At 50.1% G+C, this 21,882-nt stretch carries 19 protein-coding genes and 1 pseudogene; 4 read left to right on the forward strand and 16 right to left on the reverse strand.

Features of this window, described 5'->3' with window-relative positions; genetic code table 11:
* Positions 1-581: 581 nt before the first annotated feature.
* The 10 genes from DWY63_RS05050 to DWY63_RS05095 form a co-directional block, all read right to left on the reverse strand.
* A complete protein-coding gene (locus DWY63_RS05050; protein WP_082424902.1) occupies positions 582-2,291 on the reverse strand; it encodes an acetyl-CoA carboxylase carboxyltransferase subunit alpha in 1,710 nt (569 codons plus the stop codon).
* A 558-nt stretch (positions 2,292-2,849) separates the two neighbouring features.
* Positions 2,850-4,196: an acetyl-CoA carboxylase biotin carboxylase subunit gene (locus tag DWY63_RS05055; protein WP_117801507.1), complete on the reverse strand. Its 1,347-nt coding sequence runs from the start codon at positions 4,194-4,196 to the stop codon at positions 2,850-2,852.
* The gene (gene fabZ / locus DWY63_RS05060; protein WP_022462591.1) at positions 4,193-4,630 is read right to left on the reverse strand and encodes a 3-hydroxyacyl-ACP dehydratase FabZ; all 438 of its coding nucleotides are present in this window, start codon (positions 4,628-4,630) and stop codon (positions 4,193-4,195) included. Before fabZ ends, DWY63_RS05055 begins: the two co-directional genes overlap by 4 nt.
* A gap of 26 nt (positions 4,631-4,656) precedes the next feature.
* Positions 4,657-5,172, reverse strand: a complete 516-nt coding sequence (gene accB, locus DWY63_RS05065; RefSeq protein ID WP_117801508.1) for an acetyl-CoA carboxylase biotin carboxyl carrier protein — start codon at positions 5,170-5,172, stop codon at positions 4,657-4,659.
* A 36-nt stretch (positions 5,173-5,208) separates the two neighbouring features.
* Positions 5,209-6,444, reverse strand: a complete 1,236-nt coding sequence (fabF, locus tag DWY63_RS05070) for a beta-ketoacyl-ACP synthase II (RefSeq protein ID WP_117760989.1) — start codon at positions 6,442-6,444, stop codon at positions 5,209-5,211.
* Between the two features lie 16 nt (positions 6,445-6,460).
* The gene (gene fabG, locus DWY63_RS05075) at positions 6,461-7,201 is read right to left on the reverse strand and encodes a 3-oxoacyl-[acyl-carrier-protein] reductase (RefSeq protein WP_022462594.1); all 741 of its coding nucleotides are present in this window, start codon (positions 7,199-7,201) and stop codon (positions 6,461-6,463) included.
* A gap of 28 nt (positions 7,202-7,229) precedes the next feature.
* On the reverse strand, positions 7,230-8,150 hold the full coding sequence (gene fabD, locus DWY63_RS05080) for an ACP S-malonyltransferase (protein ID WP_117760987.1): 921 nt from the start codon (positions 8,148-8,150) through the stop codon (positions 7,230-7,232).
* On the reverse strand, positions 8,147-9,085 hold the full coding sequence (fabK, locus tag DWY63_RS05085; RefSeq protein ID WP_022462596.1) for an enoyl-[acyl-carrier-protein] reductase FabK: 939 nt from the start codon (positions 9,083-9,085) through the stop codon (positions 8,147-8,149). The genes fabD and fabK overlap by 4 nt, the downstream gene beginning before the upstream one ends.
* Positions 9,086-9,115: 30 nt before the next feature.
* On the reverse strand, positions 9,116-9,343 hold the full coding sequence (acpP, locus tag DWY63_RS05090) for an acyl carrier protein (protein WP_022462597.1): 228 nt from the start codon (positions 9,341-9,343) through the stop codon (positions 9,116-9,118).
* A 51-nt stretch (positions 9,344-9,394) separates the two neighbouring features.
* Positions 9,395-10,324: a beta-ketoacyl-ACP synthase III gene (locus tag DWY63_RS05095; RefSeq protein ID WP_117801509.1), complete on the reverse strand. Its 930-nt coding sequence runs from the start codon at positions 10,322-10,324 to the stop codon at positions 9,395-9,397.
* Positions 10,325-10,568: 244 nt separating this feature from the next.
* Here DWY63_RS05095 and DWY63_RS05100 point away from each other — a divergent pair, with 244 nt between their 5' ends.
* Together DWY63_RS05100 and DWY63_RS05105 are read left to right on the forward strand one after the other, a co-directional pair.
* Positions 10,569-11,990, forward strand: a complete 1,422-nt coding sequence (locus DWY63_RS05100) for a TldD/PmbA family protein (protein WP_117801510.1) — start codon at positions 10,569-10,571, stop codon at positions 11,988-11,990.
* Positions 11,990-13,270 carry a metallopeptidase TldD-related protein gene (locus DWY63_RS05105; RefSeq protein ID WP_117801511.1) on the forward strand — a complete coding sequence of 427 codons (1,281 nt, stop codon included), beginning with the start codon at positions 11,990-11,992 and terminating at the stop codon, positions 13,268-13,270. Before DWY63_RS05100 ends, DWY63_RS05105 begins: the two co-directional genes overlap by 1 nt.
* A 90-nt stretch (positions 13,271-13,360) precedes the next feature.
* On the opposite strand, the gene DWY63_RS17930 is transcribed toward DWY63_RS05105, so the two are convergent.
* From DWY63_RS17930 to DWY63_RS05125, 5 genes and pseudogenes are all read right to left on the reverse strand, one after another.
* Positions 13,361-13,504: a hypothetical protein gene (locus tag DWY63_RS17930; RefSeq protein WP_158568324.1), complete on the reverse strand. Its 144-nt coding sequence runs from the start codon at positions 13,502-13,504 to the stop codon at positions 13,361-13,363.
* A 51-nt stretch (positions 13,505-13,555) separates the two neighbouring features.
* A pseudogene (locus tag DWY63_RS18845) lies at positions 13,556-13,642 on the reverse strand (DNA-binding response regulator); the annotation flags it as partial.
* On the reverse strand, positions 13,635-15,623 hold the full coding sequence (locus DWY63_RS05115; protein WP_117801512.1) for a DUF4118 domain-containing protein: 1,989 nt from the start codon (positions 15,621-15,623) through the stop codon (positions 13,635-13,637). The pseudogene DWY63_RS18845 and the gene DWY63_RS05115, both read right to left, overlap by 8 nt.
* 235 nt (positions 15,624-15,858) lie before the next feature.
* On the reverse strand, positions 15,859-16,506 hold the full coding sequence (locus tag DWY63_RS05120) for a potassium channel family protein (RefSeq protein WP_022462603.1): 648 nt from the start codon (positions 16,504-16,506) through the stop codon (positions 15,859-15,861).
* A 19-nt stretch (positions 16,507-16,525) separates the two neighbouring features.
* Entirely contained in the window at positions 16,526-17,866 is a 1,341-nt protein-coding gene (locus tag DWY63_RS05125) for a TrkH family potassium uptake protein (RefSeq protein WP_117801513.1), read from the reverse strand.
* Positions 17,867-18,403: 537 nt separating this feature from the next.
* On the opposite strand from DWY63_RS05125, the gene DWY63_RS05130 reads away from it, so the two are divergent.
* Both DWY63_RS05130 and DWY63_RS05135 read left to right on the forward strand, forming a co-directional pair.
* Complete coding sequence (locus tag DWY63_RS05130; protein WP_055227417.1) at positions 18,404-18,883, forward strand: PTS sugar transporter subunit IIA; 480 nt, start codon at positions 18,404-18,406, stop codon at positions 18,881-18,883.
* A gap of 210 nt (positions 18,884-19,093) precedes the next feature.
* Positions 19,094-20,563 carry a PTS transporter subunit EIIC gene (locus tag DWY63_RS05135; RefSeq protein WP_022461034.1) on the forward strand — a complete coding sequence of 490 codons (1,470 nt, stop codon included), beginning with the start codon at positions 19,094-19,096 and terminating at the stop codon, positions 20,561-20,563.
* A gap of 370 nt (positions 20,564-20,933) precedes the next feature.
* On the opposite strand, the gene DWY63_RS05140 is transcribed toward DWY63_RS05135, so the two are convergent.
* Positions 20,934-21,875, reverse strand: a complete 942-nt coding sequence (locus tag DWY63_RS05140) for a TlpA disulfide reductase family protein (RefSeq protein WP_117801514.1) — start codon at positions 21,873-21,875, stop codon at positions 20,934-20,936.
* Positions 21,876-21,882 lie beyond the last annotated feature (7 nt).

Here is a 21,882-nt window from a genome sequence, read left to right on the forward strand (position 1 = left end):
GCTTTTTACATAACAGTTATTCAAAAATGTTTTTCAACTCACAGACCTAAGTCTGAACTCGCAGAATATCCTCGGTATTTGTATCCTGCCCTTTTATCTTACCATAAATTCCGCCAACGTCAATTAGTTATTCCTCCCTTCAAATCCTCTATTTATTTTGTATATCTAAAATCCGTATATTTTTATTCTGCATTTCAATCATATTTTTGTTGAATGGACTACAAGAAACTGTTATACTCAATATACGGGTGCTGCCATAACGGTAGGCGGTTAGTCCTTCTACGGAGGGACTGTGACTCTCCGATTACATAGAAACCCTTTATATGGGAATTCCTTGGAAAGGAGGGCTAAGCCATGAGTATTATCGACTTCATAGCAGTTGTAAGTTTCGGCTTAACCTGCTTTAGCCTTGGATACAACTTCGGCAAAGATACTGCGAAATCACAAAAATAGCCGCCCAGTCCTGCAAACTTTGGCGACTATTTTTACATAAACCAATAAATATGGACTAACCGTCTATCGGTAGCACTCTTTTCAATATCATAATATCATGCATTTCAGAATATGTCAAAATCTTCTTTTCACATATCCCGAAATCTCCGATACCTCTCCTCTACCAGTTCTTCCCCATCCATCTTCTCATACTTTTCCAGGAATCTCAGAATTTTGCCTCTCAATTCTTCACACACCACTGGCATTGTGTCCACCGTAAACTCCCCCGGCTCTTCCACAATCTCTTCTACAATTCCCAGTTCCTTCAAATCCCCCGCCGTCAGCTTCATCACCTCGGCGGCCTCCGGCGCGCGTTTGCCGTCTTTCCACAGGATGCTTGCAAATCCCTCCGGCGACAGGATGGAGTAGATAGCATTCTGCATCATCCACACTTCATCCGCCACGGCGAGTGCCAGTGCACCGCCGCTGCCGCCTTCTGAAATGACAATAGAAAGAACCGGCGTTTTTAACGCTGACATTTCATACAGGTTCCGCGCAATCGCCTCGCCCTGGCCGCGTTCTTCGGCTTCCATTCCGCAGAAGGCGCCTGGGGTGTCTACGAGACAGATAACAGGCCTGTGGAATTTTTCGGCCTGTTTCATCAGACGCAGGGCTTTGCGGTAGCCCTCTGGGGACGGCATGCCGAAATTGCGGCGGATGTTTTCTTTCGTATCCGCGCCTTTCGCCTCGGCGATGACCGTGACCGGTGTGCCGTCAAACGATGCAATACCGCCGATGATCGCCGCATCATCGCCATACAGTCGATCACCATGAAACTCAATAAAATCAGGAAACAGCTCCCGAATATAATCTTCTCCCACCGGTCGGTCCTTTTTCCGCGCTTTCTGCACACAGTCCCAAGCCGATGTTTTCTCTCCCGTTTCTGGTGCTGCCAAAGACCGCTTCACGTCTCCATCCCCCAAAGTCAGCACTTCCGAGGAAACTTCGATATCTTTCCCATGCATCCGCAGAATCTCCGACAGCACCTCTTTCGCCTCTTCTCTTGGCAGAATCCGATCTACAAACCCATGCTCCACCAGAAACTCCGCCCGCTGGAACCCTTTCGGCAGTTTCTGTCCTATTGTCTGCTCAATAACCCTCGGCCCCGCAAACCCGATCAACGCATGCGGCTCCGCCAGAATAATATCCCCCAGCATCGCCCAGCTCGCCGTCACGCCGCCCGTCGTCGGGTCCGTCAGCACACTCACATACAAAAGCCCCGCATCACTGTGTCTTTTCAGCGCCGCCGACGTCTTCGCCATCTGCATCAGAGAAACAATCCCCTCCTGCATCCGCGCCCCTCCCGAGCACGCAAACAAAATCACCGGCAGCGAAAGCTTCGTCGCCCTCTCCACCGCCCGCGTAATCTTCTCCCCAACAGCCTCACCCATACTGGCCATCATAAACCTGCCATCACAGACCCCGATCACCGTCTCCATCCCGTTGATCCGTCCCTTACCAGTCACAACAGCCTCCGTAAGTCCTGTTCTCTCCTGCAGAGCCCTCACCTTCTCTTCATACCCCGGAAACCCCAGCGGATTCCCCGCCGTCATCCCCTGATCCCATTCCTCAAAACTCCCATCATCCAGAAGAAACTCAATCCTCCGATACGCATGCACCCGAAAATAATTCCCACACTTCGGACAAATATAAAGATTCCTCTTCACATCCTCCGTAAAAATAGCCCCCTTACAAGCATTACACTTCTTCAAAATCCCCTGCGGCGCCTCCGGCACCACCCCATCCGCCGTGTGCTCCTTCCGAAACACCGTCTTCTTAAAATACTTACCCAGCATCATACCACCATCACTCCTTACGTCATAACACTTTCACTCTATTGTCACCATAACAATCTTCCAACCACACACCTCACCCATCGAGGCATTCATTCTCTCTTCACCGCTCACTCCTGTCATCCCAGCCGCACCGCCCTGCGGTGTCGCTGACCACACTCTCCCAGTCGTGTGTCTGATCTCAGCCGCCCGGCAGTACAGCAGAGGGGGGGCGGCGCATTTGCAGGAGGAACTATAGCAAGACCCGAAAATAATGCAAAAAAGGCAGTGCTGCAGAGCGCGAATTGCAAGGAACAGATTTGAAGGCGTACCGGGGTACGACGAAAATCTGTGACGCAGTAATTCACGCTCTGCGGTGCTGAATTTTTTGCATTATTTTCGGGGATTGCTATAGAAACACTTAGGCTTCCAGAATTTGCGTTATTTTCAAAAATCCAACTGTCTGATCGACAGCGAGTTTTGGATTTTTGAAAATGGTTTTAGCAAATGCTGGAGGCCTTAGTGTTTCTTTCCTCTGAAACCGCGCCGTCCCCCTCTGCTGTACTGCCGGGCGGCGTCCGTCTCTTACAATCTCTCCGTCAACCGCTCCACAAACTCAATATCCGCCCTCCCGGCCAGATACTCCTCTTCATTTAAAATAGAATACAAATAATCAACGTTAGTGTCGACTCCCTCGATGACGACTTCCCCCAGCGCACTCCTCATCCGCGCAATCGCCTCCTCACGCGTCCTCCCATGCACAATCAGCTTCGCCAGCATCGAATCATAAAACGCCGGAATCACATACCCGTCATACGCCGCCGTATCCACCCGTACTCCAAATCCCCCAGGCAGATGCATCTCCGTAATCTTCCCCGGACAAGGCCTGAAATTCTTCGCCGGATTCTCCGCATTAATCCTGCACTCAATCGCATGACCCGAAAGCCGTACCTCCCCCTGCGTCACCGACAGCGGCATCCCCGAAGCCACCCGAAGCTGCTCCTGAATCAGATCCACCCCCGTGACCCACTCCGTCACCGGATGCTCCACCTGAATCCGCGTATTCATCTCCATAAAATAAAAATTCCCGTCCGGCTCCAGCAGAAACTCAATCGTCCCCGCATTCGCATAATGCGCCGCCTTCGCCGCCCGGACCGCCGCCGAGCCCATCCGCTCCCGCAGCGTGTCATCAATCGCCACACAAGGCGACTCCTCAATCATCTTCTGATGATTCCTCTGAATCGAGCAGTCCCGCTCCCCAAGATGAATCACATTCCCGAACGAGTCCGCCATAATCTGAAACTCCACATGACGCGGATGACGAATCAGCCGCTCCACATACATCGTCTCGTCCGCAAACGAACTTTTAGCCTCCTTCTGCGCCGTCTGAAACGCACTCTGGAACTCCCCGCGCGTCTCCGCCATGCGCATACCCTTGCCGCCGCCTCCAAGCGCCGCCTTAATCATCACCGGAAAACCAATCCGGTCGGCCTCAGAAAGACCCGTCTCCCAGTCAAAAACAGGTTCCTTCGTCCCCGGAATCACCGGCACACCGGCTGCCTGCATCGTATTTCGCGCCTCAGACTTATTACCCAGCCGATCCATCACCTCAGGAGATGGACCAATCCACGTAATGTGGCACTCCTGGCATCTCCGCGCAAACGTGCTGTTCTCCGACAGGAATCCAAATCCCGGATGAATCGCATCCGCCCCCGTCACAAGCGCCGCACTCAAAATACGTTCCATATTTAAATAACTGTCCTTCGACGGCGCCGGCCCGATGCACACCGCCTCATCCGCGAGCTGCGCATGCAGTGCCTCCCGGTCCGCCTCCGAATAAACAGCAACCGTGAGAATTCCCATCTCACGGCATGCCCGGATAATCCGGACCGCGATCTCCCCACGGTTTGCAATCAAAACTTTTCGAATCATTGTGCTGCCCCCACCATAAAGGTCAGTTCCGCCTGCGCGACCACCTTGCCGTCGACCGAAGCAACCGCTTCCCCGACGCCCATCGGTCCCTTGTGGCGGATAATTTTCGTCTCCAGACGAAGCTTGTCTCCCGGTTTCACTTTTCCCTTAAAACGGCACTTGTTGATGCCGCCGAAAAATGCAATTTTTCCCTTGTTCTCGTCAAGAGAAAGAATCGCAACCGCACCGACCTGCGCCAGCGCCTCGATAATCAGCACGCCCGGCATCACCGGCTCCTGCGGAAAATGACCCGCAAAAAAATCCTCGCGGTACGTCACACATTTGTATCCAATACCGAATTCGCCCGGTTCAAAATCTTCTATGTAATCCACCAGCAGAAACGGATGTCTGTGTGGAATAATCTCCTGAATCTGTTTCGTTGTCAAACTGTTCATTCGCTGCTTCCTTTCTCGTCCCGGCTTTACGCTTTTACCCGGAACAGCGGTTTTCCGTAATCAACCATCTCGCCGTTTTTCACCAGAACCTCCGCAATCACGCCGTCCACTTCACTCTCGATCTCATTCATCAGCTTCATGGCCTCCACGATTGCTACGACTTGTCCCTTTTTCACGGTGTCGCCAACCTTCACAAACGGCTCGGCATCCTCTGCCGGAGCTGTATAAAACGTTCCGACCAGCGGGGATGTCACAAAAACGCCTTCTTCTGCTTCACTGTGCTCCTCAGCCGTTGTATTTTTTCCTGCCGTTTCTTTTCTCTCCGGCATGGCTGCTTCTTTCGCTGTCACGCCATTTGCTCCGCCCATCATCTCTGCCATCTGCAGACCGGCACCGGATGGAACCCCGCTCATCTGCACCTGCACCGGAGCTGCTTTTCCATGCTCCATGGCAATCTTGATCCCATCAGCCTCGTAATCAAACGCGGTCAGCGAAGAATCCGAAACTTTATCAATCAACTGTAAAATCTGATCTAATTCCATCTTATTTTCCTTTCTGCACCGGAACACGATGCCGCTTTATTCATATTTCTGAAACAGCAGCACCGCATTGTGGCCGCCAAAACCAAGGGAATTGCTCATTGCCAGTTTCACATCGGTTTCCACCGGAGCGCCGATGCAGTAATTCAGATCGCATTCCGCATCTGCTTCCTTTGTTCCAACCGTCTGATGCACGAAGCCGTCCTGAATGGATTTCGCACAGACAACAGCTTCCACACCGCCTGCCGCGCCGAGCAGATGACCGACCATCGATTTCGTCGAGTTGACCAGCACATGGTCTGCCGCATCACCGAAGGCTTTCCGGATCGCACGCGTTTCAAACAGATCGTTGTGATGTGTGGACGTTCCGTGTGCATTAATATAAGTAACTTCTTCCGGTTTTACTCCCGCTTCTTCCATCGCAAGCTCCATCGCACGTGCCGCACCGCTTCCATCTTCCAATGGAGAAGTAATGTGGTACGCATCGCAGGTTGCGCCGTATCCGACTACCTCTGCATAGATCTTCGCGCCGCGCTGTTTCGCATGCTCCAGCTCCTCAAGTACGAGAATGCCGGCGCCCTCGCCCATGACGAAACCGTTCCGGTCTTTATCAAACGGAATCGAAGCCCGCAGCGGATCTTCCGACTCGGAAAGTGCGGTCAGTGCCGAAAAGCCTGCCACGCCGACCGGCGTAATTGCGCTCTCCGCGCCGCCTGCCACACAGATGTCCGCGTCGTTGTACTGAATTGCGCGGAAGGCATCGCCAATGCAGTGCGTTCCTGTCGCACACGCCGTTACCACGCTGGTACATTTTCCTTTCGCGCCGAGTGCAATCGCAACGTTTCCCGCCGCCATGTTCGCAATCATCACCGGAACGGTAAACGGGTTGACGCGGGACGGATTTCCGGCATCAATTTTGGCTTTCGCCTGCTCGCATGCATTCAGATCACCGACGCCGGAGCCCACCAGAACGCCGACGCGGAACGGATCTTCATTCTCCATGGAAATGCCGGCATCTGCAAACGCTTCTTTTGCTGCCGCAACGGCATACTGGGAGAAAGTTCCCATTCGTCTTGCCGCCTTGAAATCCATGCGTTCTTTTGCCACGAAGCCTTTGACCTCGCCTGCCAGATGTACTTTATATTCTGCTGTATCAAATTTCGTAATCGTTCCGATTCCGCAGGCTCCCTTGCGGACGCCGTTCCAGAATTCCTCCACGGTATTTCCAATCGGGGTTACCGCACCCAGCCCTGTGATGACTACTCTTCTCTTCATTCCAACTCTCCTTTTCTTAGATCACCATGCCGCCGTCGCAGTGAATCACCTGTCCGGTGATGTAAGCTGCCGCTTCGGATGCCAGAAATGCGGCCAGGTTTGCCACATCCTCCGGCTTTCCGAAATGGCCGAGAGGAATCTGGGATACGGATGCTTCTTTCACTTTATCCGAAAGAACCTCCGTCATATCGGTCTCAATAAAGCCCGGCGCAATCGCATTGACGCGGATGCCGCGGGATGCCAGTTCCCGTGCCGCTGTTTTCGTCAGGCCGATCACACCTGCTTTCGATGCCGCATAATTTGCCTGTCCGGCGTTTCCTGCCACGCCGACCACAGAAGCCATGTTGATGATGCAGCCGCTCTTCTGGCGGATCATCGGCCGTGCCGCAAAGCGGATGCAGTTGAACGTTCCCTTGAGGTTTGTCTCAATGACACGGTCGAAGGCTTCCTCCGACATGCCCATCAGAAGGCCGTCCTTTGTGATGCCCGCGTTGTTGACCAGAATATCGATTTTCCCATACAAAGCAAGAATTTCCTTCATCCACGCTTCACACGCCGCAAAATCCGATACATTGCACTGCATCACGCAGCCGTCTCCTCCTGCCGCGCGGATTCCCGCAAGCACGGTTTCGGCCGCCTCTTTTGAACCATTGTAATTGATGACAACAAAGGCTCCCTCCGCCGCCAGTTTTTCTGCAATCGCACGCCCGATTCCGCGGGATGCGCCCGTTACTACTGCTGTTTTTCCACTTAACATCTCATTCTCCTGCTGCATAATCCACTATCTATAATAAAGTTTCGCACACCTGATGCATTTCCTCATAGGTGCGGATATTGTAACCTTTTACATCCCGGTTGATTTTTCTTAAAAAGCCGGTCAGTGTTCTTCCCGGTCCGATCTCCACGAAGGTATCAACGCCGTCCGCAATCATTGCCTCGATGCTCTGCTGCCACCGCACACCGGATGCCACCTGCTGGATCAGAAGGCCGCGCGTCAGTGCAATGTCACGCACATACTGGCCGGTTACATTCGTCACATACGGAATCTTCAACTCCATAAAGCCGACGCCCTCGAGCGCTTCGGTCAGCCCCTGGGACGCAGCTTCCATCATCGGGGAATGGAACGGGCCGCTTACGTTCAGCGGAAGTACCCGCTTTGCGCCTGCTTCTTTTAACTTTTCCGAAGCCTCTGCCACTGCCGCCTCATATCCGGTGATGACAATCTGACCCGGGCAGTTGTAATTGGCAATGTAGGCGCCGGAAATCCCGCTCAAAATCTCTTCGATTTTTGCAGCTTCCATGCCGAGCACCGCCGCCATCGCGCCCTCGCCTGCCGGAACGGCCTCCTCCATCAGGATGCCTCTTCTGCGGACGACCTTCATCGCATCCGCCATTTCCATACCGCCGGCGGACACAATCGCGTTGTACTCGCCAAGGCTGAGGCCCGCTGTCACATCCGGCGTAAGGCCGCACGCCCGGATGGACTGCTCCATCGCCATTCCGGTTGTCAGCAGTGCAATCTGGGTAAACTCTGTCTGATCCAGATGTTCATTTTCCTCAAAACAGAGTCTTTTCATATCAATCCCGATCAGCTCGGATGCCATATCGTAGACGGCTCTCGCTTTCGGACATGCTTCATAAAAATCCGCGCCCATGCCGACACACTGGGAACCCTGTCCAGGAAACATAAATGCTGTTTTACTCATAACCGCGCCGGTGCTCCTTTCAGAAGTTCTTCCATCTCATTCATCATCTGCTCTATGATTTCTTTGCAGCTTTTCTCGTCTTTTACCATACCTGCAATCTGACCGGACATCACGCTTCCGGTTTTGACATCGCCGTCCACAACGGCTCTTCGAAGACCGCCGAGCGTCAGTTTTTCCAGCTCTTCGAACGGAGCTCCCTCTTTTTCCAGTTCCAGATAATGGCGTGTCATCTCATTTCGGATCGCCCGCACCGGATGACCGGTTGTGCGGCCTGTCACGCGGGTATCAATATCTTTCGCCTTGATCACCAGCTGCTTGTAATTTTCATGCACAACGGCCTCTTTCGAAGCGACAAAACGCGTTCCCATCTGAACCGCCTCGGCACCCAGCATAAAGGCTGCTGCCATGCCGCGTCCGTCCGCAATTCCACCGGCCGCAATGACCGGAATTTTTACGGCATCTGCCACCTGCGGAACGAGTGCCATCGTTGTCGTCTCGCCGATATGGCCGCCGGACTCACATCCTTCTGCCACAACGGCATCTGCGCCTGCGCGCTCCATTCGTCTTGCAAGAGCCACAGAAGCGACCACCGGGATGACGCGGATACCAGCGTTTTTCCACAGTTCCATATATTTCTCCGGATTTCCTGCGCCCGTCGTAACGACTTTTACGCCTTCCTCGGCAACCACTTTTGCCACCTCATCCGCATACGGGCTCATCAGCATGATGTTGACGCCGAACGGTTTGTCCGTCAGTTTTTTTGCTTCGCGGATTTCATTCCGAACCCACTCTGCCGGTGCCGCCGATGCTCCGATGAGGCCAAGGCCGCCGGCCTCGGAAACTGCCGCTGCCAGATGATGCTCCGCCACCCAGGCCATGCCGCCCTGAATGACTGGATACTGAATCCCGAGTAATTTTGTCACTTCTGTGATCATGAATCGCTTCCTCCTGCTTCCCGATCTTTCTTAGTTTTTGTGCTGCTCCAGATACTCTGCAACATCACCGACAGTTACCATCGTTTCCAGATCCTCGGTCGGGATTTCCACGCCGCAGGTGTCCTCGAGGGACATGACCATTTCAAACAGATCCAGGGAATCTGCTCCGAGATCCTCTTTGAAGGAAGTCTCCGCTGTGATGGTATCGATATCTGCTCCCAGTGCTTCTGCTACGGTTTCTTTTACTTTTTCTAACATGTTTTTGTCCTCACTTTTTTTCTTATTCTTCTTATTTTATATGGGCGTTTCTTACCATTCCAGGTACGCCGCGCCCCAGATCAGTCCTGCTCCGAAACCGGAGAGAACGATTCTCTGTCCTTTTTGGGCTCTGCCGGACCGGTTCCACTCATCCAGCAGAATCGGAATGCTCGCCGCACATGTATTGCCGTATGCTTCGATATTCCGCGGAAATTTTTCTTTCGGTGCTTTCAGTCGTTTTGCCACGCCGTCGATGATGCGGCTGTTTGCCTGATGAAGGATAAACGCATCAATCTCTTCGACCGCCATGTCGGCTTCCGCGAGCACCTCGCGGATGACTTCCGGCACGCGGGATAAAGCAAACTGGAACACGGCACGGCCGTCCATCTGCAGATACGTTCCCTTTTCGCAGGTCAGCGACACGCCTTTTTCTCCATCGGAATGGATCTTTTCGCACGCTTTTGTCTCCTGTTCCTCCGCCGTCAGCACAATGGCTCCCGCGCCGTCCCCGAACAGAATGCAGGTTCCGCGGTCGTGCCAGTCCACCAGGCGGCTCAGGGCATCTGCGCCGATCAGCAGCACGTTTTTTGCCTTGCCGCTCCGGATATACAGCTGGCCCAGTTCATACACCGCAAGAAACCCGGTGCAGGCGGCGCTGACATCGAGACAGGCGGCACGGAAAGCACCGATTTCATCCTGCACAAGACAGGCGGTATTCGGAAAGATACTCTCCGACGAAGAGGTTCCGACGAGAATCAGATCCAGCTCTGTCGAACAGATCCCGGCATTTTCCAGCGCTCTTCTCGCCGCCTTTACTGCCATTTGGGCAACTGTCTCCTCCCCGGCTATGTGGCGCGCACCGATTCCCGTCCGCTCCCGGATCCAGATATCGCTCGTATCCACCATCTTTTCCAGATCTTCATTTTTCCATATCGTCTCCGGTACATACGAACCGGTTCCCGCAATTCTGCCGTTTTTCACCTTACTGTCCTCTTGCTTATTTCATTCTCAAACATTTTTCTTTTCAAATGTTTTGATATTCAAAGTATATCATCAAAATTCATTTTGTCAACCTTTTTTTATTGCTTTTTCCATTTCCCACTTCTATAATGAAACTATGTTCGGGATTTTTTCGAAACTATTTTTTCCGGATTCTATTATTTTGAGCCCCGGCGCAGGTTCTCTATCGAACACTCCGGCAGGCTCCAGAAAGGACACCAAACTTATGCAGGTTCCAATGTCATCCTATCTTGTGGAAATCAAACCACAGATTCAGGAACTGATCCGTCTGCTCGAGCGCGAATTCGATTATGTCAGCGTGCTCTGCACCGATGTCAAAGGCACGACCTACCGTGTCAGCATGCATCAGACCACCGTCGGCGATTATCACTTCTGTGAACGCGGCTTCGTTGTCCGTGCATGGCAGGACGGTTCCTACACCGAATATTCCTTCAACAACCTCACCGATGCCGCAGATCTTGCGGAGGAAATTACTTCCGCGCTGAAATCCGAATTTCAGGCATTAAAGGCACTCGGCATCGCGCAGATGGAGTCTCCTCTCGTGCAGGAAGAAGCCATCGAAAAAACAATGCAGAATGAAATCGAGATTGACCCGGAGACCGTCTCCGCAGAGGAGATTCTCTCCCACCTTCGGAAGCTCTGCAACGCCGGCGCTGCCCATGAAGGAATTCTGGAATTCCAGAGTACCGTCAGCTTTGCCCGTGTCAACAAGCTGTTCCTCTCCTCCAAAAAGGATCTGATGCAGTCCTACGCTTTCTCGGAGGGCTCCCTTTCCGCAATCGGCACAGAAAACGGAAAACAGAATATGTCGTACCGTTCCTGCTCCGGCCTGAAAGGCGTGGAAATCTTAAATGAGATGGATGCGATTGTTGAGGAAATCATCGCCGTTCTGTACGACAAGCTCCACTCCGATCCGGTCACCCCTGGCATGTACGATGTCATCACCGCACCGGATGTCACCGGCGTGATTGCACACGAGGCATTCGGCCACGGTGTCGAGATGGATATGTTTGTCAAAGACCGCGCACTCGCCAAAGAGTATATCGGCAAGCCTGTTGCCTCCCAGCTCTCCTCCATGCACGACGGAGCAGTCGGCGCACAGCAGGTCAGCAGTTATCTTTTTGATGATGAGGGAACGCTCGGCACCGACACCACGGTCATCGACCACGGTACACTCGTTACCGGCATCAGCGATCTCGTAAGCGCACTCCGCCTTGGCACCACGCCGACCGGAAACGGAAAACGCGAGAGCTTCGAGCGCAAAGTCTACTCCCGTATGACCAACACCTACTTCACCGCAGGCACAGACAAACTCGATGATATGATCGCTTCGATTGAGCACGGCTATCTTCTCGAAAGCGTTCAGTCCGGTATGGAAGACCCGAAACACTGGGGCATCCAGTGCATGGTCGGACTCGGCCGCGAGATCAAAGATGGTAAGCTGACCGGAAAAGTCGTATCTCCTGTCACCCTGACCGGCTACGTTCCGGATCTCTTAAAGAGCATCTCCATGGTTTCCGACAAAGAAGAGCTCTTCGGCTCCGGCATGTGCGGAAAAGGTCACAAAGAATGGGTCAAAGTCAGCGATGGCGGCCCGTATCTGAAATGTAAAGTGAGGTTAGGCTGATGAACGAATTATACGATGTATTAAAAACAAGCAAAGCCAGCGACTTTCTGATCCGCGAAGAGCAGACCGAATCCCGCGAGGCATTTTTCATCGGTCAGAAGCTCGACATGAGCCGCGCGAAAAAAGTAACTCATACGTTTCTGACCGTCTTTGTCGACAGTGAGGATGGAAAATTCCGCGGAAGCGCAGAAAAAAAGATCCACCAGGGCATTTCCCGCGAAGAAATGAAGCAGGAAATTGACCAGGCGCTGTTCGCCGCACAGTTTGTGCAGAACCCATGGTACCCTGTTGCAGAGCCATCGGATGCCCAGGCAAGCGCCGACATGGCTGATGCTTCCCGCGATCTTACCGCTAAACTCGTAAAACTGGTGCAGGCTATGCAGGAAATCAAGGCGGAAGAGGATTCCCGCGTAAACTCCTATGAGATTTTCGTCAACCAGAAGCAGACACACATCCGCAATTCCCGCGGTGTCGATGTCACCTTCTCCGGCTTTGACTGCGAGATCGAGGTTGTCACAAACTCCCGCAAGGATGATCATGAGATTGAGATCTACAAGGATCTCCGCTTCTCCGACAAATCTGCCGAGAAGATCATCGCCGAAGTGCGCGGAATGTTCCACACCGGCCGCCAGCGTCTGAATGCTGTTCCGACCCGCCAGAATGAGCATGCTGATGTTCTCCTGACCGGAAATGCCGTCGGCAGTTTCTTCCAGTATTTTGCCATGCATACCAACGCTTCTTATCAGTATATGGGCGTTGCAAAAGCAAAAATCGGCGAAGCCATCACCGGCGCAGATGCCGATCCGCTGAATATCCGCCTCGTGCCGACGCTCGACGGCTCTGCCAAAAACGCGCCGTACGACGAAACCGGTATGCCGGCAGCCGAGCGCGTTCTGTTTGAAAACGGCATCTGCCGCTCCTACTGGGGCAGCCTTCAGCATGCCCATTATATCGGCATGAAGAATACTACTTCCATGAATAACATGGTAGTTGAAGGCGGTTCGAAAACACTCGACGAGCTGCGCAGCATGCCGCATATAGAAATCACCGATTTCAGTGCGTTTGATATGGATGCCGTAAGCGGCACCTGCGGCGGTGAGATCCGGCTCGCGTATGAGAGCGACGGAACCATCTCCCATCCGACAACCAGCGGATCACTTTCCGCCCGTTATGACGATGTGCTGAAAAATCTGACTTTCTCGAAAGAGACACAGCAGATAAACAACCGCGTGGTACCGTGTGCGGTACTGCTGCGGGATGTGACGGTGGCGGGAGAATAATTTTTCATTCTGCAGCATACGAAAAAGGAGCATCTCCAGGTTTCAAGTTCGAAACCGGAGATGCTCCTTTTTAATTTTCTGTGTTTATGTTCAGTCTTTTCTTCGTCTTCTGGATTTCTTTTTGCTTCCAAAATCCAGAACAACGACCAGGGTGTTAAGACCCAGATAAGTTTCAACATCTTCTGCCGTTTTGATATTGTCATTCAGCACAGTCTGCAGTGTCAGAATTGCCAAAACAGGAACAAAATTTCTAAACAGTAATGGGGTCTGACCCCAATGTGGTTATTTATAATCGTGTGTTTTCAGTGTTGTCGTAATCAGGTTGTGGACCGGCGTATCGTCTTCCACGACCAGTATCAATGTCTTATTCATTTAAATTCACCTCACTGAGCGGCAGCGTAAAACGAAAATGACAGCCGTGCGGAGCGCAGTCACGAAGCACCAGTTCCCCGCCATGCGCATTTACAATGGAGCGGCACAGCGCCAGCCCAAGGCCAAGGCTTCTGCGGCTGTCACTCACCTTATTTTTTCCGGAATAGAACATTTCAAATACATGCTCCCTGCACTCCGCCGGAATGCCGGGTCCATTATCCTCCACCGCAATCCATACGTTTTTTTCTTCTTTTCCGGCTGTAATCCGGATCTTGGATCCTGCCTGTGTATATTTTACTGCATTGTTGATCAGGTTTACCAATACCTGTACAATCAGCTTTGCATCCATGCGGGCGAGCAGTACATCTTCCCCGCAGTCCACCGTAATTTTATGTTCGTTTTTCCGCCGTTCTACATGGCGCAGCGCCTCACGGACTACATCCTCAACCACCTGATCGGATAACTGCAGTTTTACACTTCCATCTTCTATTTTCGTAAGCGCAAGCAGATTTTCCACCAGTTCAATCAGCCATCCGGCATCCTCATAAATATCCGAAAAAATCTGTTTCCGCATCCCTTCGTCCAGTGCGTCAAAGTTACTGATCAAAGAGTCTGCATTGCCGAGAATTGATGTCAGTGGTGTGCGCAGATCATGGGAAATCGTCCGCAGCAGATTCACCCGAAGCTGCTCATTTTTCGCCATGACTGCCGCCTCTTCTTTTTCTCTCGCACTTTGTTCCCGATCCAGTGCCATGGCGCACTCTCCCAGAATAGAAAGCAGGATACTGTTCTCAAACGCATCCAGTGGCTTTTGTCCGATGAAAATGCCGATCACACCATATCTGTTCTGTGCCGCATAGATGGAAAGGTACAGATACGGTTCTTCAGAAAAACGTTCTGTCATAGCTCCCGCCCGTTTCCGGTTTTTCAGAACCCACTGCAGGATTTCCTGTTCTTTCACATTAAAAACTTTTTCTGATTTTATTCCTGTTTCGGCGTTATAAAGAGTTCCCTGCACAATGCCGTTTTTCTTTTTTTCTACCGGCGCCACAACCAGATTTCTCCCCAGAAGCTTTATCAGCTGCGTTGCCGTAATATCAAAAATTTCTGACGCATCCTCTGCCTTTTGCAGAAGCTGGCTGGTATTAAAAAGAATCTTGGTTCGAAAGGCATCTCGTGCAGAAAGCTTTGCATTTTCTTTCAATTTTGAAGCAAGCGTACTGGTCAGGATTGAAGTGCCAAGCATGATCGCAAAGGTCACCGGATAGCCGGAACCATACGCATACAACGAAAGCCTCGGTTCTGTCATAAAATAATTAAACAGGACAACACTTGCCACAGAGCTGACCACACTACAGGTATAACCGCTGGTCAGAATAGATGTCAGCATGACGCCAAACAGATATACCGTAATAATATTGGCATCCGTAAAACCAAGCCGAAAAAAGATTTCTCCGATTCCGGTCGCAGCAGCCAGAATCAGAACCGTAAGCATCAGTTCTTTCCAGGAAGGCAGCTCCATCCACTCCGGAAATTTTTTTCGTTTCTGATATCTCCGGTACACGTCTGAGTCTGGAATGATGTGAATTTCCAGATCAGGCACAAGATCCGTCAGACGCTCGGTCCACACCCTTCGCTGATGGAAATAGCCCTGCTTCATCATGCTCTTTCCAATGACAATCCGCGTCACCTCGGAAATTCTTGCGTATTCTGCAATCTGCAGGGCAATATCTTCACTGTGTGTCGTTACAATTTCTGCCCCGCTCTGCTCTGCCAGACGAACATGCTTCTGCAGCCTTGCCAGATCCTCCGGTGTTTTTTCTGTTTTTTCTGCTGTCTGCACATACAATGCCGTAAAGCCGGCCTGAAACGCCTGTGCCATCTGCGCCGCAGTCCGAATAATTTTTTCATTGGATGGCGAAGAGGACAGACACACCAGGATATGCTCTTTTTTTTGTTTTTCTTTTTCCAACTGTCTCACCCCGCCTCCTATTGTAGATCATAAACGAAGAGAAAGCTATAGTCAGGAAATCTTTTTTTCTCCCGTTCCCTGTTCTTGTTTTCTGTTTTCCGTGAAATTTTGTCCCGTTTCCGGTTCCTCTCTTCTGTTTTCCGTGAAAAATGTCTCTATCTGATCTACGAGCACGCCTCCAGACAAAAAACCGACCAGGGTAACGAAGAGCAGTCCTACACTTAACACAGAAATCACCTCTCTTTCAGATTCGAAAACATTTCTGGATCGCTTTATATTCACCAAGAACCAATATGGTAGCATCGCCATCCAGAACTGTCTCCGGAGACACCGCAACATCTGTTTTTCCATATTTTCTTGTTGCCAGAATATTAATACCGTATTTTTTCCGGATATCCAGCTGGCCGACATTTTTTCCAATCCAGTTCTCCGGGATTTCAACCTCAAAAATCGCATACTGACTGTCAATTTCAATATAGTCAAACACATGATCCGAGCTGTAACGAATCGCTGTCCATTTTGCCATCTGTTTTTCCGGATAAACAACCTGATCCGCTCCGTTCCGCAACAGGAATTTTTCCTGTACATCCCGTTCTGCCCGGGACACGACCCATTTTGCGCCCAGCTCCTTCAAAAGACATGCGGTTTCCAGCGAATCCTGAAAGCTGCTTCCGATCGTCACAATACAGACATCATAATTTCCCACACCAAGGGATCGCAGAAAGTCTGCATTGACACTGTCACCGATCTGTGCATTTGTCACATACGGCATCACGGCATCGATCCGTTCCTCATTTCGGTCTACCGCCATCACCTGATGTCCAAGCTGATTCAGATGCATGGCAATATGTCTCCCAAATCTTCCTACTCCAATCAGTAAAATATTTTTCATCTCATCTCTTCCTCTCTTCTTATCCTACATTTATTTTTTCCAGCGGCATTTTTGCATGTGCGCTCTTTCTCCCCGGCATCGCAGCATAAACAAGCGTCAGACCGCCAACCCTTCCAAGAAACATCAGTGCGATCAGAATTCCTTTCGAAAGAACACCGAGCTGCGGCGTAATTCCAAGCGTCAGGCCAACCGTTCCAACAGCAGATGCTGTCTCAAACAGACACTCAGAAATCGGCAGATTTTCTGCCACACTGATCACCATTCCTCCCATCAGCACCAGAAAAAGATACATCATCAGAATCGTAGATGCATTTTTTAATACCTCCTGGCCCACCCTGCGTCCAAACATCTGTGTGTCCTCTCTCTGACGGAACGTAGCAGACGCATTAGCTGTCAGCACGGCAAATGTGGTAATTTTCATTCCGCCAGCCGTTGATCCCGGTGCTCCGCCAATCATCATCAGAACAATCATGATCGCCTGGGAGGCACCTGTCATCCCGGAAAGATCTGCTGTATTAAATCCGGCCGTTCTTGTTGTCACGGACTGAAACAATGCGCAGAGCGTCCGCTCCTTGACCGGCATTCCGGCGAAATCCCGGAAGAAAAAGAAAGCCGCCGGAACAAAAATCAGAAACAGACTTGTAAGCAGGATCACCTTGCTTTGCATGCAGTACTGACGAAAATGGTATTTTTTTGTATAGATATCATCCCAGGTCAGAAATCCGATTCCACCTATTACAATCAGCCCCATAATCGTAAGATTAACCAGTGGATTTCCCACATAAGAAGTCAGGGACGGATACAGATGATCCGTTTTTCCAAGAAGATCAAATCCTGCATTGCAGAATGCGGATACAGAATGAAACAACGCCATCCAGATTCCTTTTCCGCCGTAATCCCGTAAAAAAACAGGCAGAAGAAACAACGCCCCCAACAGTTCAATTCCAAAGGTTCCTTTGAGGATAAAACGCGTCAGGCGCACAATTCCGCCCACCTTCGGGGCAGAAATCGCATCCTGCATCGTGCTTCGCTGCATCAGGGAAATTTTTCTCCCAGAAAGCATCGCAATCGAAACAGCGATCGTAACCACACCAAGACCACCGATCTGAATGAGCAGCAAAATCACGCTCTGTCCAAAGACGGACCAGTAGCTTCCTGTATCTCTGACTGCCAGTCCTGTCACACAGGCGGCTGATGTTGCAGTAAACAGTGTTTCTGTAAATGGCGTTACATTTCCTTCCCGCGAAGCCACAGGAAGCATCAAAAGCAGTGCTCCTGCCAGAATTACCCCCGCAAATCCAAGAATGATAATTTCAAACGACGACCATTGTTTCCTGTATCGCAGTTTTATACTCCACATTTCTCTTTTTACTCCTTCTTTTTGATTCCTCCTTATTTTAGAGACTTCCGTTTTAAAAACGTATAAATACCTTTTCCATGGCATTAAGATTGTATAAAGATTTTTCGAATTTCAAGCCCAAAAACAGGAACCGCCCAAAAGTTTCCCACAACAGTAATGGGGTCTGACCCCAATGTGTGTATATTCTTCTTTTATCGCAGTAACGCATTAGTTGGTTAAACTACCGATTTTTCTCCTTTTGAAAGTAGATTCTTTTGTCATAAATATCAAAAAAAGTATTTACAAATCCTTACGTATCAGTTATTGTGTATATAATCTATTGAGAAGTTCGTGCAGAATTATGCAATTTTGTTTTTAATAAATACTCTGTTTCCTTTCCCAATGGCATTTTGTTGACTTTTTACGTCAAACAGAACGGATCAAAGGGTAAAATACCAAATTTTTTCACAAAAAATCACTCAACGTAATTACAGATGAACTCGGATCCCTATCCCGAAAAAACATCGCACCTTATTTTCGAAAGGAGATAGCAATTTTATGTTTCATTTTCTAAAAGGAAAGAACAAAGAAAATGTTCTTTACGCACCTTGCAAAGGAAAAGTAGTTCCGCTTTCCGAAGTCCCGGATCCTACCTTTTCCGAAAAAATCCTGGGGGACGGATTTGCAGTGATTCCGTCTGAGGGAAAAATTTATGCACCGACAGACGGTGAAATAGCCATGGTATTTGATACTCTTCATGCCATCACGCTCACAAGCAGCTCCGGAACCGAAATCCTGATCCACATCGGCCTGGATACGGTTACACTAAAGGGCGCACCGTTTACCGCACACGTTGCAGCCGGCGATCAGGTCAAAAAAGGAGATCTTCTGATGGATGTCGATCTGGACAAGATCACCGGAGCCGGATTGAACACAGTCACTCCGGTACTGATTTGCAATACCGATGATTACGAGAAAATCAGCTTGAAAAAAGAGGGCGAAGTTTCCTTAGACGAAGCCGTTCTCAGTATTTCCTGATCTTTTTTTGATCTTTCGTCAGATGAATCTTCATCCTCTTCTTTTATGAAATGTACGCTTGAAGTCTTTTCTCACTTGCTTTTGTGAAATGCACTCTCAATGTCTTTTCTGCACTTGCTTTTGTAAGTATATTGGATGGATTCGGTAAATTCACGTATCTAATTGGAGGTATCCAGTTATATAAATTATCTTTTAAGGAGGGAGAAATATATGAAATTTCTTCAGAAACTAGGGAAAGCCCTCATGCTTCCTGTAGCAGTACTGCCGATCTGCGGTATCCTGATGGGTATCGGATACCGGCTGTGTCCGGCAACGATGCAGGGCGGCGAGATCTCGGGCGTAGTAAACCTGATCGGTCTGTTTCTCGTAAAAGCAGGAGCAGCTCTGATCGACAACATGGCAATCCTCTTTGCAATCGGCGTTGGTGTCGGTATGTCAGAAAAGAATGACGGTACCGGCGGAATCGCAGCTCTGGCATCCTGGCTGATGATCACAACACTTCTTTCTACCGGAGTTGTTACAACTATCATCCCGTCCATCGCTGAGAGTGCTACAAAGACGCTGGCCTTTGACAAGATCGAAAACCCGTTCATCGGTATCCTGGCCGGTATCATCGGATCTGCCTGCTATAACCGTTTCAAAGACACCAAGCTTCCGGACTGGTTATCCTTCTTCAGCGGCAAACGCTGTGTAGCAATTGTTTCCGGTGTTGTTTCTATCGTTGTATCTGCTGTTCTGTTACTGGTATGGCCATTACTGTTCGGTGCTCTGGTAGCAATCGGTAAATCTATTGTCAGCCTTGATGTTGTCGGTGCCGGTATCTATGCATTCCTGAACCGTCTGCTGATCCCGACCGGATTACATCACGCTCTGAACAATGTATTCTGGTTTGACACGATCGGTCTTGGTGACTTGAAGCACTTCTGGGCTGGTGAAACATCTGCTGATGTAACCTGGAGCCTTGGTATGTACATGTCCGGATTCTTCCCATGTATGATGTTCGGTATTCCTGGTGCTGCACTTGCTATGGTAAGATGTGCAAAACCTGCAAAGAAAAAAGCTGCGATCGGTCTGGTAGCTTCTGCTGCAGTCTGCGCATTCATCTGTGGCGTTACAGAACCTTTTGAGTTCGGATTTATGTTCCTTGCTCCTGCTCTGTACGTAATCTATGCATTACTGTACGGTATCTTTACTATGATCACAGTTGCTCTCGGCTTCCGTGCAGGATTCAGCTTCTCCGCCGGTGCTATGGACCTCCTGTTCTCATCCTCACTGCCCGCAGCACAGAAAATATGGCTGATCATTCCGCTTGGAATCGCAGCATTCCTCGTATTCTACTTCGTATTCCTGTTTGCTATCAAGAAATGGGATCTGAAGACTCCTGGACGCGAAGATGACGATCTCGAAGCAGAGAAAAAAGTAGAACTGGCAAGTGATAACTATACCGCAATCGCAGCTAAAATTCTGGAAGGCTGCGGCGGAAAAGAAAACATCACAAGCATTGATAACTGCGTTACAAGACTGCGACTGGAAGTGAAAGATATCACTGCCGTAAACGACAAGGTAATCAAATCTGCCGGCGTGGCAGGCGTGATCAAACCTGGCAAAACCTCTGTACAGGTTATCGTTGGAACAAAAGTTCAGTTCGTAGCTGACGCTTTCTCCAAACTTTGTGAATAATATTTACCCAGGTAGTCCAAAAGGAGCATATCGCTGATGCGGTATGCTCCTTTTAATTGCGCAAAGTTTTCCTTATTTTCTGCCCTTTCGCAGAGCAGGAACCCGGCTGTTGTTTGTCAAATGGCTGCTATCAAAACCAAAGGTCGGATTACTGGTGGTTCCGAAAACGTGTGCATATATGTGGGGAATCGCCGTGTGACCTCAGCTCTTGTTCTAAGCACCGCGCAGCTTTTCGGGACAGGTACAGCACAGTACATCGTTTCGTAAATGTATTTTTTTAAAATCTTGTTATGAAAAGGAGTGCGAAAAAACGTAACTTTGTTTTTTCGCACTCCCATTTTCTCTCCCAAAAAACGCCGCAGCTCTCGTCTTACTTCGCGCTGTCTGCATCAATCACGGACTGGATCTGTTTCATCAGCGTATCATAATTCTCCTGATTGTCGATTCCGCCGAGCATCGGCTCTCCCACAATATTTCCATTTCGATCGACCAAGATTGTGGTAGGAAATGCCATAATATCGGAAGCATACTTTCCTGCCGCGGAAGCAGAATCAATGGAAAGATTGCGGTATTTCGCACCCTGGCTTTCGAGAACCGCTGCTGCTTCTTTGATCGCATCCTGATTTCCGTCGAAGGTTTCTGTGTTGATGCCTACAACCTCGCCTCCCATGGATTTGATTGCATCGTTTAATTCGTTCAGCTTGGATAACTCAGCAACACAAGGCTTGCAGCCGGTAAACCAGAAATTCACGACCGTTACCGCATTTTTGGAAAACAGACTTTCGTCAACTGTATTGCCATCATAATCCTGACCCGAGAAATCCCGGAACGGAGATGCCTCTTCGGAATCGTTTTTCGCGTCGGTATCTTCCGATGCTGTATTGCCGTTTTCCATTTCCGCTATCTGTTCCTCGATTTTTCGTATCGTTGCAATATCATCCGTCAGTGTATTCAGCTCGTCCTCTGAAAAAGAGTCCTTGTTGGCTTCAACCGTGTCTGCCAGATAATCCCCATAATTTCCGCTCGGATCAGCCGTGCTTTTATTCATCATGCCAAACACCTTATTCCATACATCCGCATGATCTGCAAAAATCTGGTTTTCCTGCTGATATAAATCGTCCAGCTTTGTGCCGGAAGCCCCTGCCGTTTCGGTTCCGGATTCCGCAACAGATCCCGTAACAGCTTCTGTGCCGGATTCCGTCTGTGTTGTCTGCGTTTTCTTTGTGTCTGCAGCCTCTTTTCCGTTGCATGCGGTAAGTAATAATGCTACGCTGAGTGTAAAAACAGGGATAAAAGTTCTTTTGGTTTTCATAAGTTAT

The organism is Blautia sp. AF26-2, assembly GCF_003460955.1.
Taxonomy (GTDB): domain Bacteria; phylum Bacillota; class Clostridia; order Lachnospirales; family Lachnospiraceae; genus Fusicatenibacter; species Fusicatenibacter saccharivorans.

Coding starts and splice junctions, on each gene's coding strand:
- fabK (WP_022462596.1), bottom strand. CDS start 9,085: ATGATCACAGAAGTGACAAAATTACTCGGGATTCAGTATCCAGTCATT.
- DWY63_RS05105 (WP_117801511.1), top strand. CDS start 11,990: ATGAACGAATTATACGATGTATTAAAAACAAGCAAAGCCAGCGACTTT.
- accB (WP_117801508.1), bottom strand. CDS start 5,172: ATGGAATTAGATCAGATTTTACAGTTGATTGATAAAGTTTCGGATTCT.
- acpP (WP_022462597.1), bottom strand. CDS start 9,343: ATGTTAGAAAAAGTAAAAGAAACCGTAGCAGAAGCACTGGGAGCAGAT.
- DWY63_RS05050 (WP_082424902.1), bottom strand. CDS start 2,291: ATGATGCTGGGTAAGTATTTTAAGAAGACGGTGTTTCGGAAGGAGCAC.
- DWY63_RS05055 (WP_117801507.1), bottom strand. CDS start 4,196: ATGATTCGAAAAGTTTTGATTGCAAACCGTGGGGAGATCGCGGTCCGG.
- DWY63_RS05120 (WP_022462603.1), bottom strand. CDS start 16,506: ATGAAAAATATTTTACTGATTGGAGTAGGAAGATTTGGGAGACATATT.
- fabF (WP_117760989.1), bottom strand. CDS start 6,444: ATGAAGAGAAGAGTAGTCATCACAGGGCTGGGTGCGGTAACCCCGATT.
- DWY63_RS05125 (WP_117801513.1), bottom strand. CDS start 17,866: ATGTGGAGTATAAAACTGCGATACAGGAAACAATGGTCGTCGTTTGAA.
- DWY63_RS05130 (WP_055227417.1), top strand. CDS start 18,404: ATGTTTCATTTTCTAAAAGGAAAGAACAAAGAAAATGTTCTTTACGCA.
- fabG (WP_022462594.1), bottom strand. CDS start 7,201: ATGTTAAGTGGAAAAACAGCAGTAGTAACGGGCGCATCCCGCGGAATC.
- fabD (WP_117760987.1), bottom strand. CDS start 8,150: ATGAGTAAAACAGCATTTATGTTTCCTGGACAGGGTTCCCAGTGTGTC.
- DWY63_RS05135 (WP_022461034.1), top strand. CDS start 19,094: ATGAAATTTCTTCAGAAACTAGGGAAAGCCCTCATGCTTCCTGTAGCA.
- fabZ (WP_022462591.1), bottom strand. CDS start 4,630: ATGAACAGTTTGACAACGAAACAGATTCAGGAGATTATTCCACACAGA.
- DWY63_RS05100 (WP_117801510.1), top strand. CDS start 10,569: ATGCAGGTTCCAATGTCATCCTATCTTGTGGAAATCAAACCACAGATT.
- DWY63_RS05140 (WP_117801514.1), bottom strand. CDS start 21,875: ATGAAAACCAAAAGAACTTTTATCCCTGTTTTTACACTCAGCGTAGCA.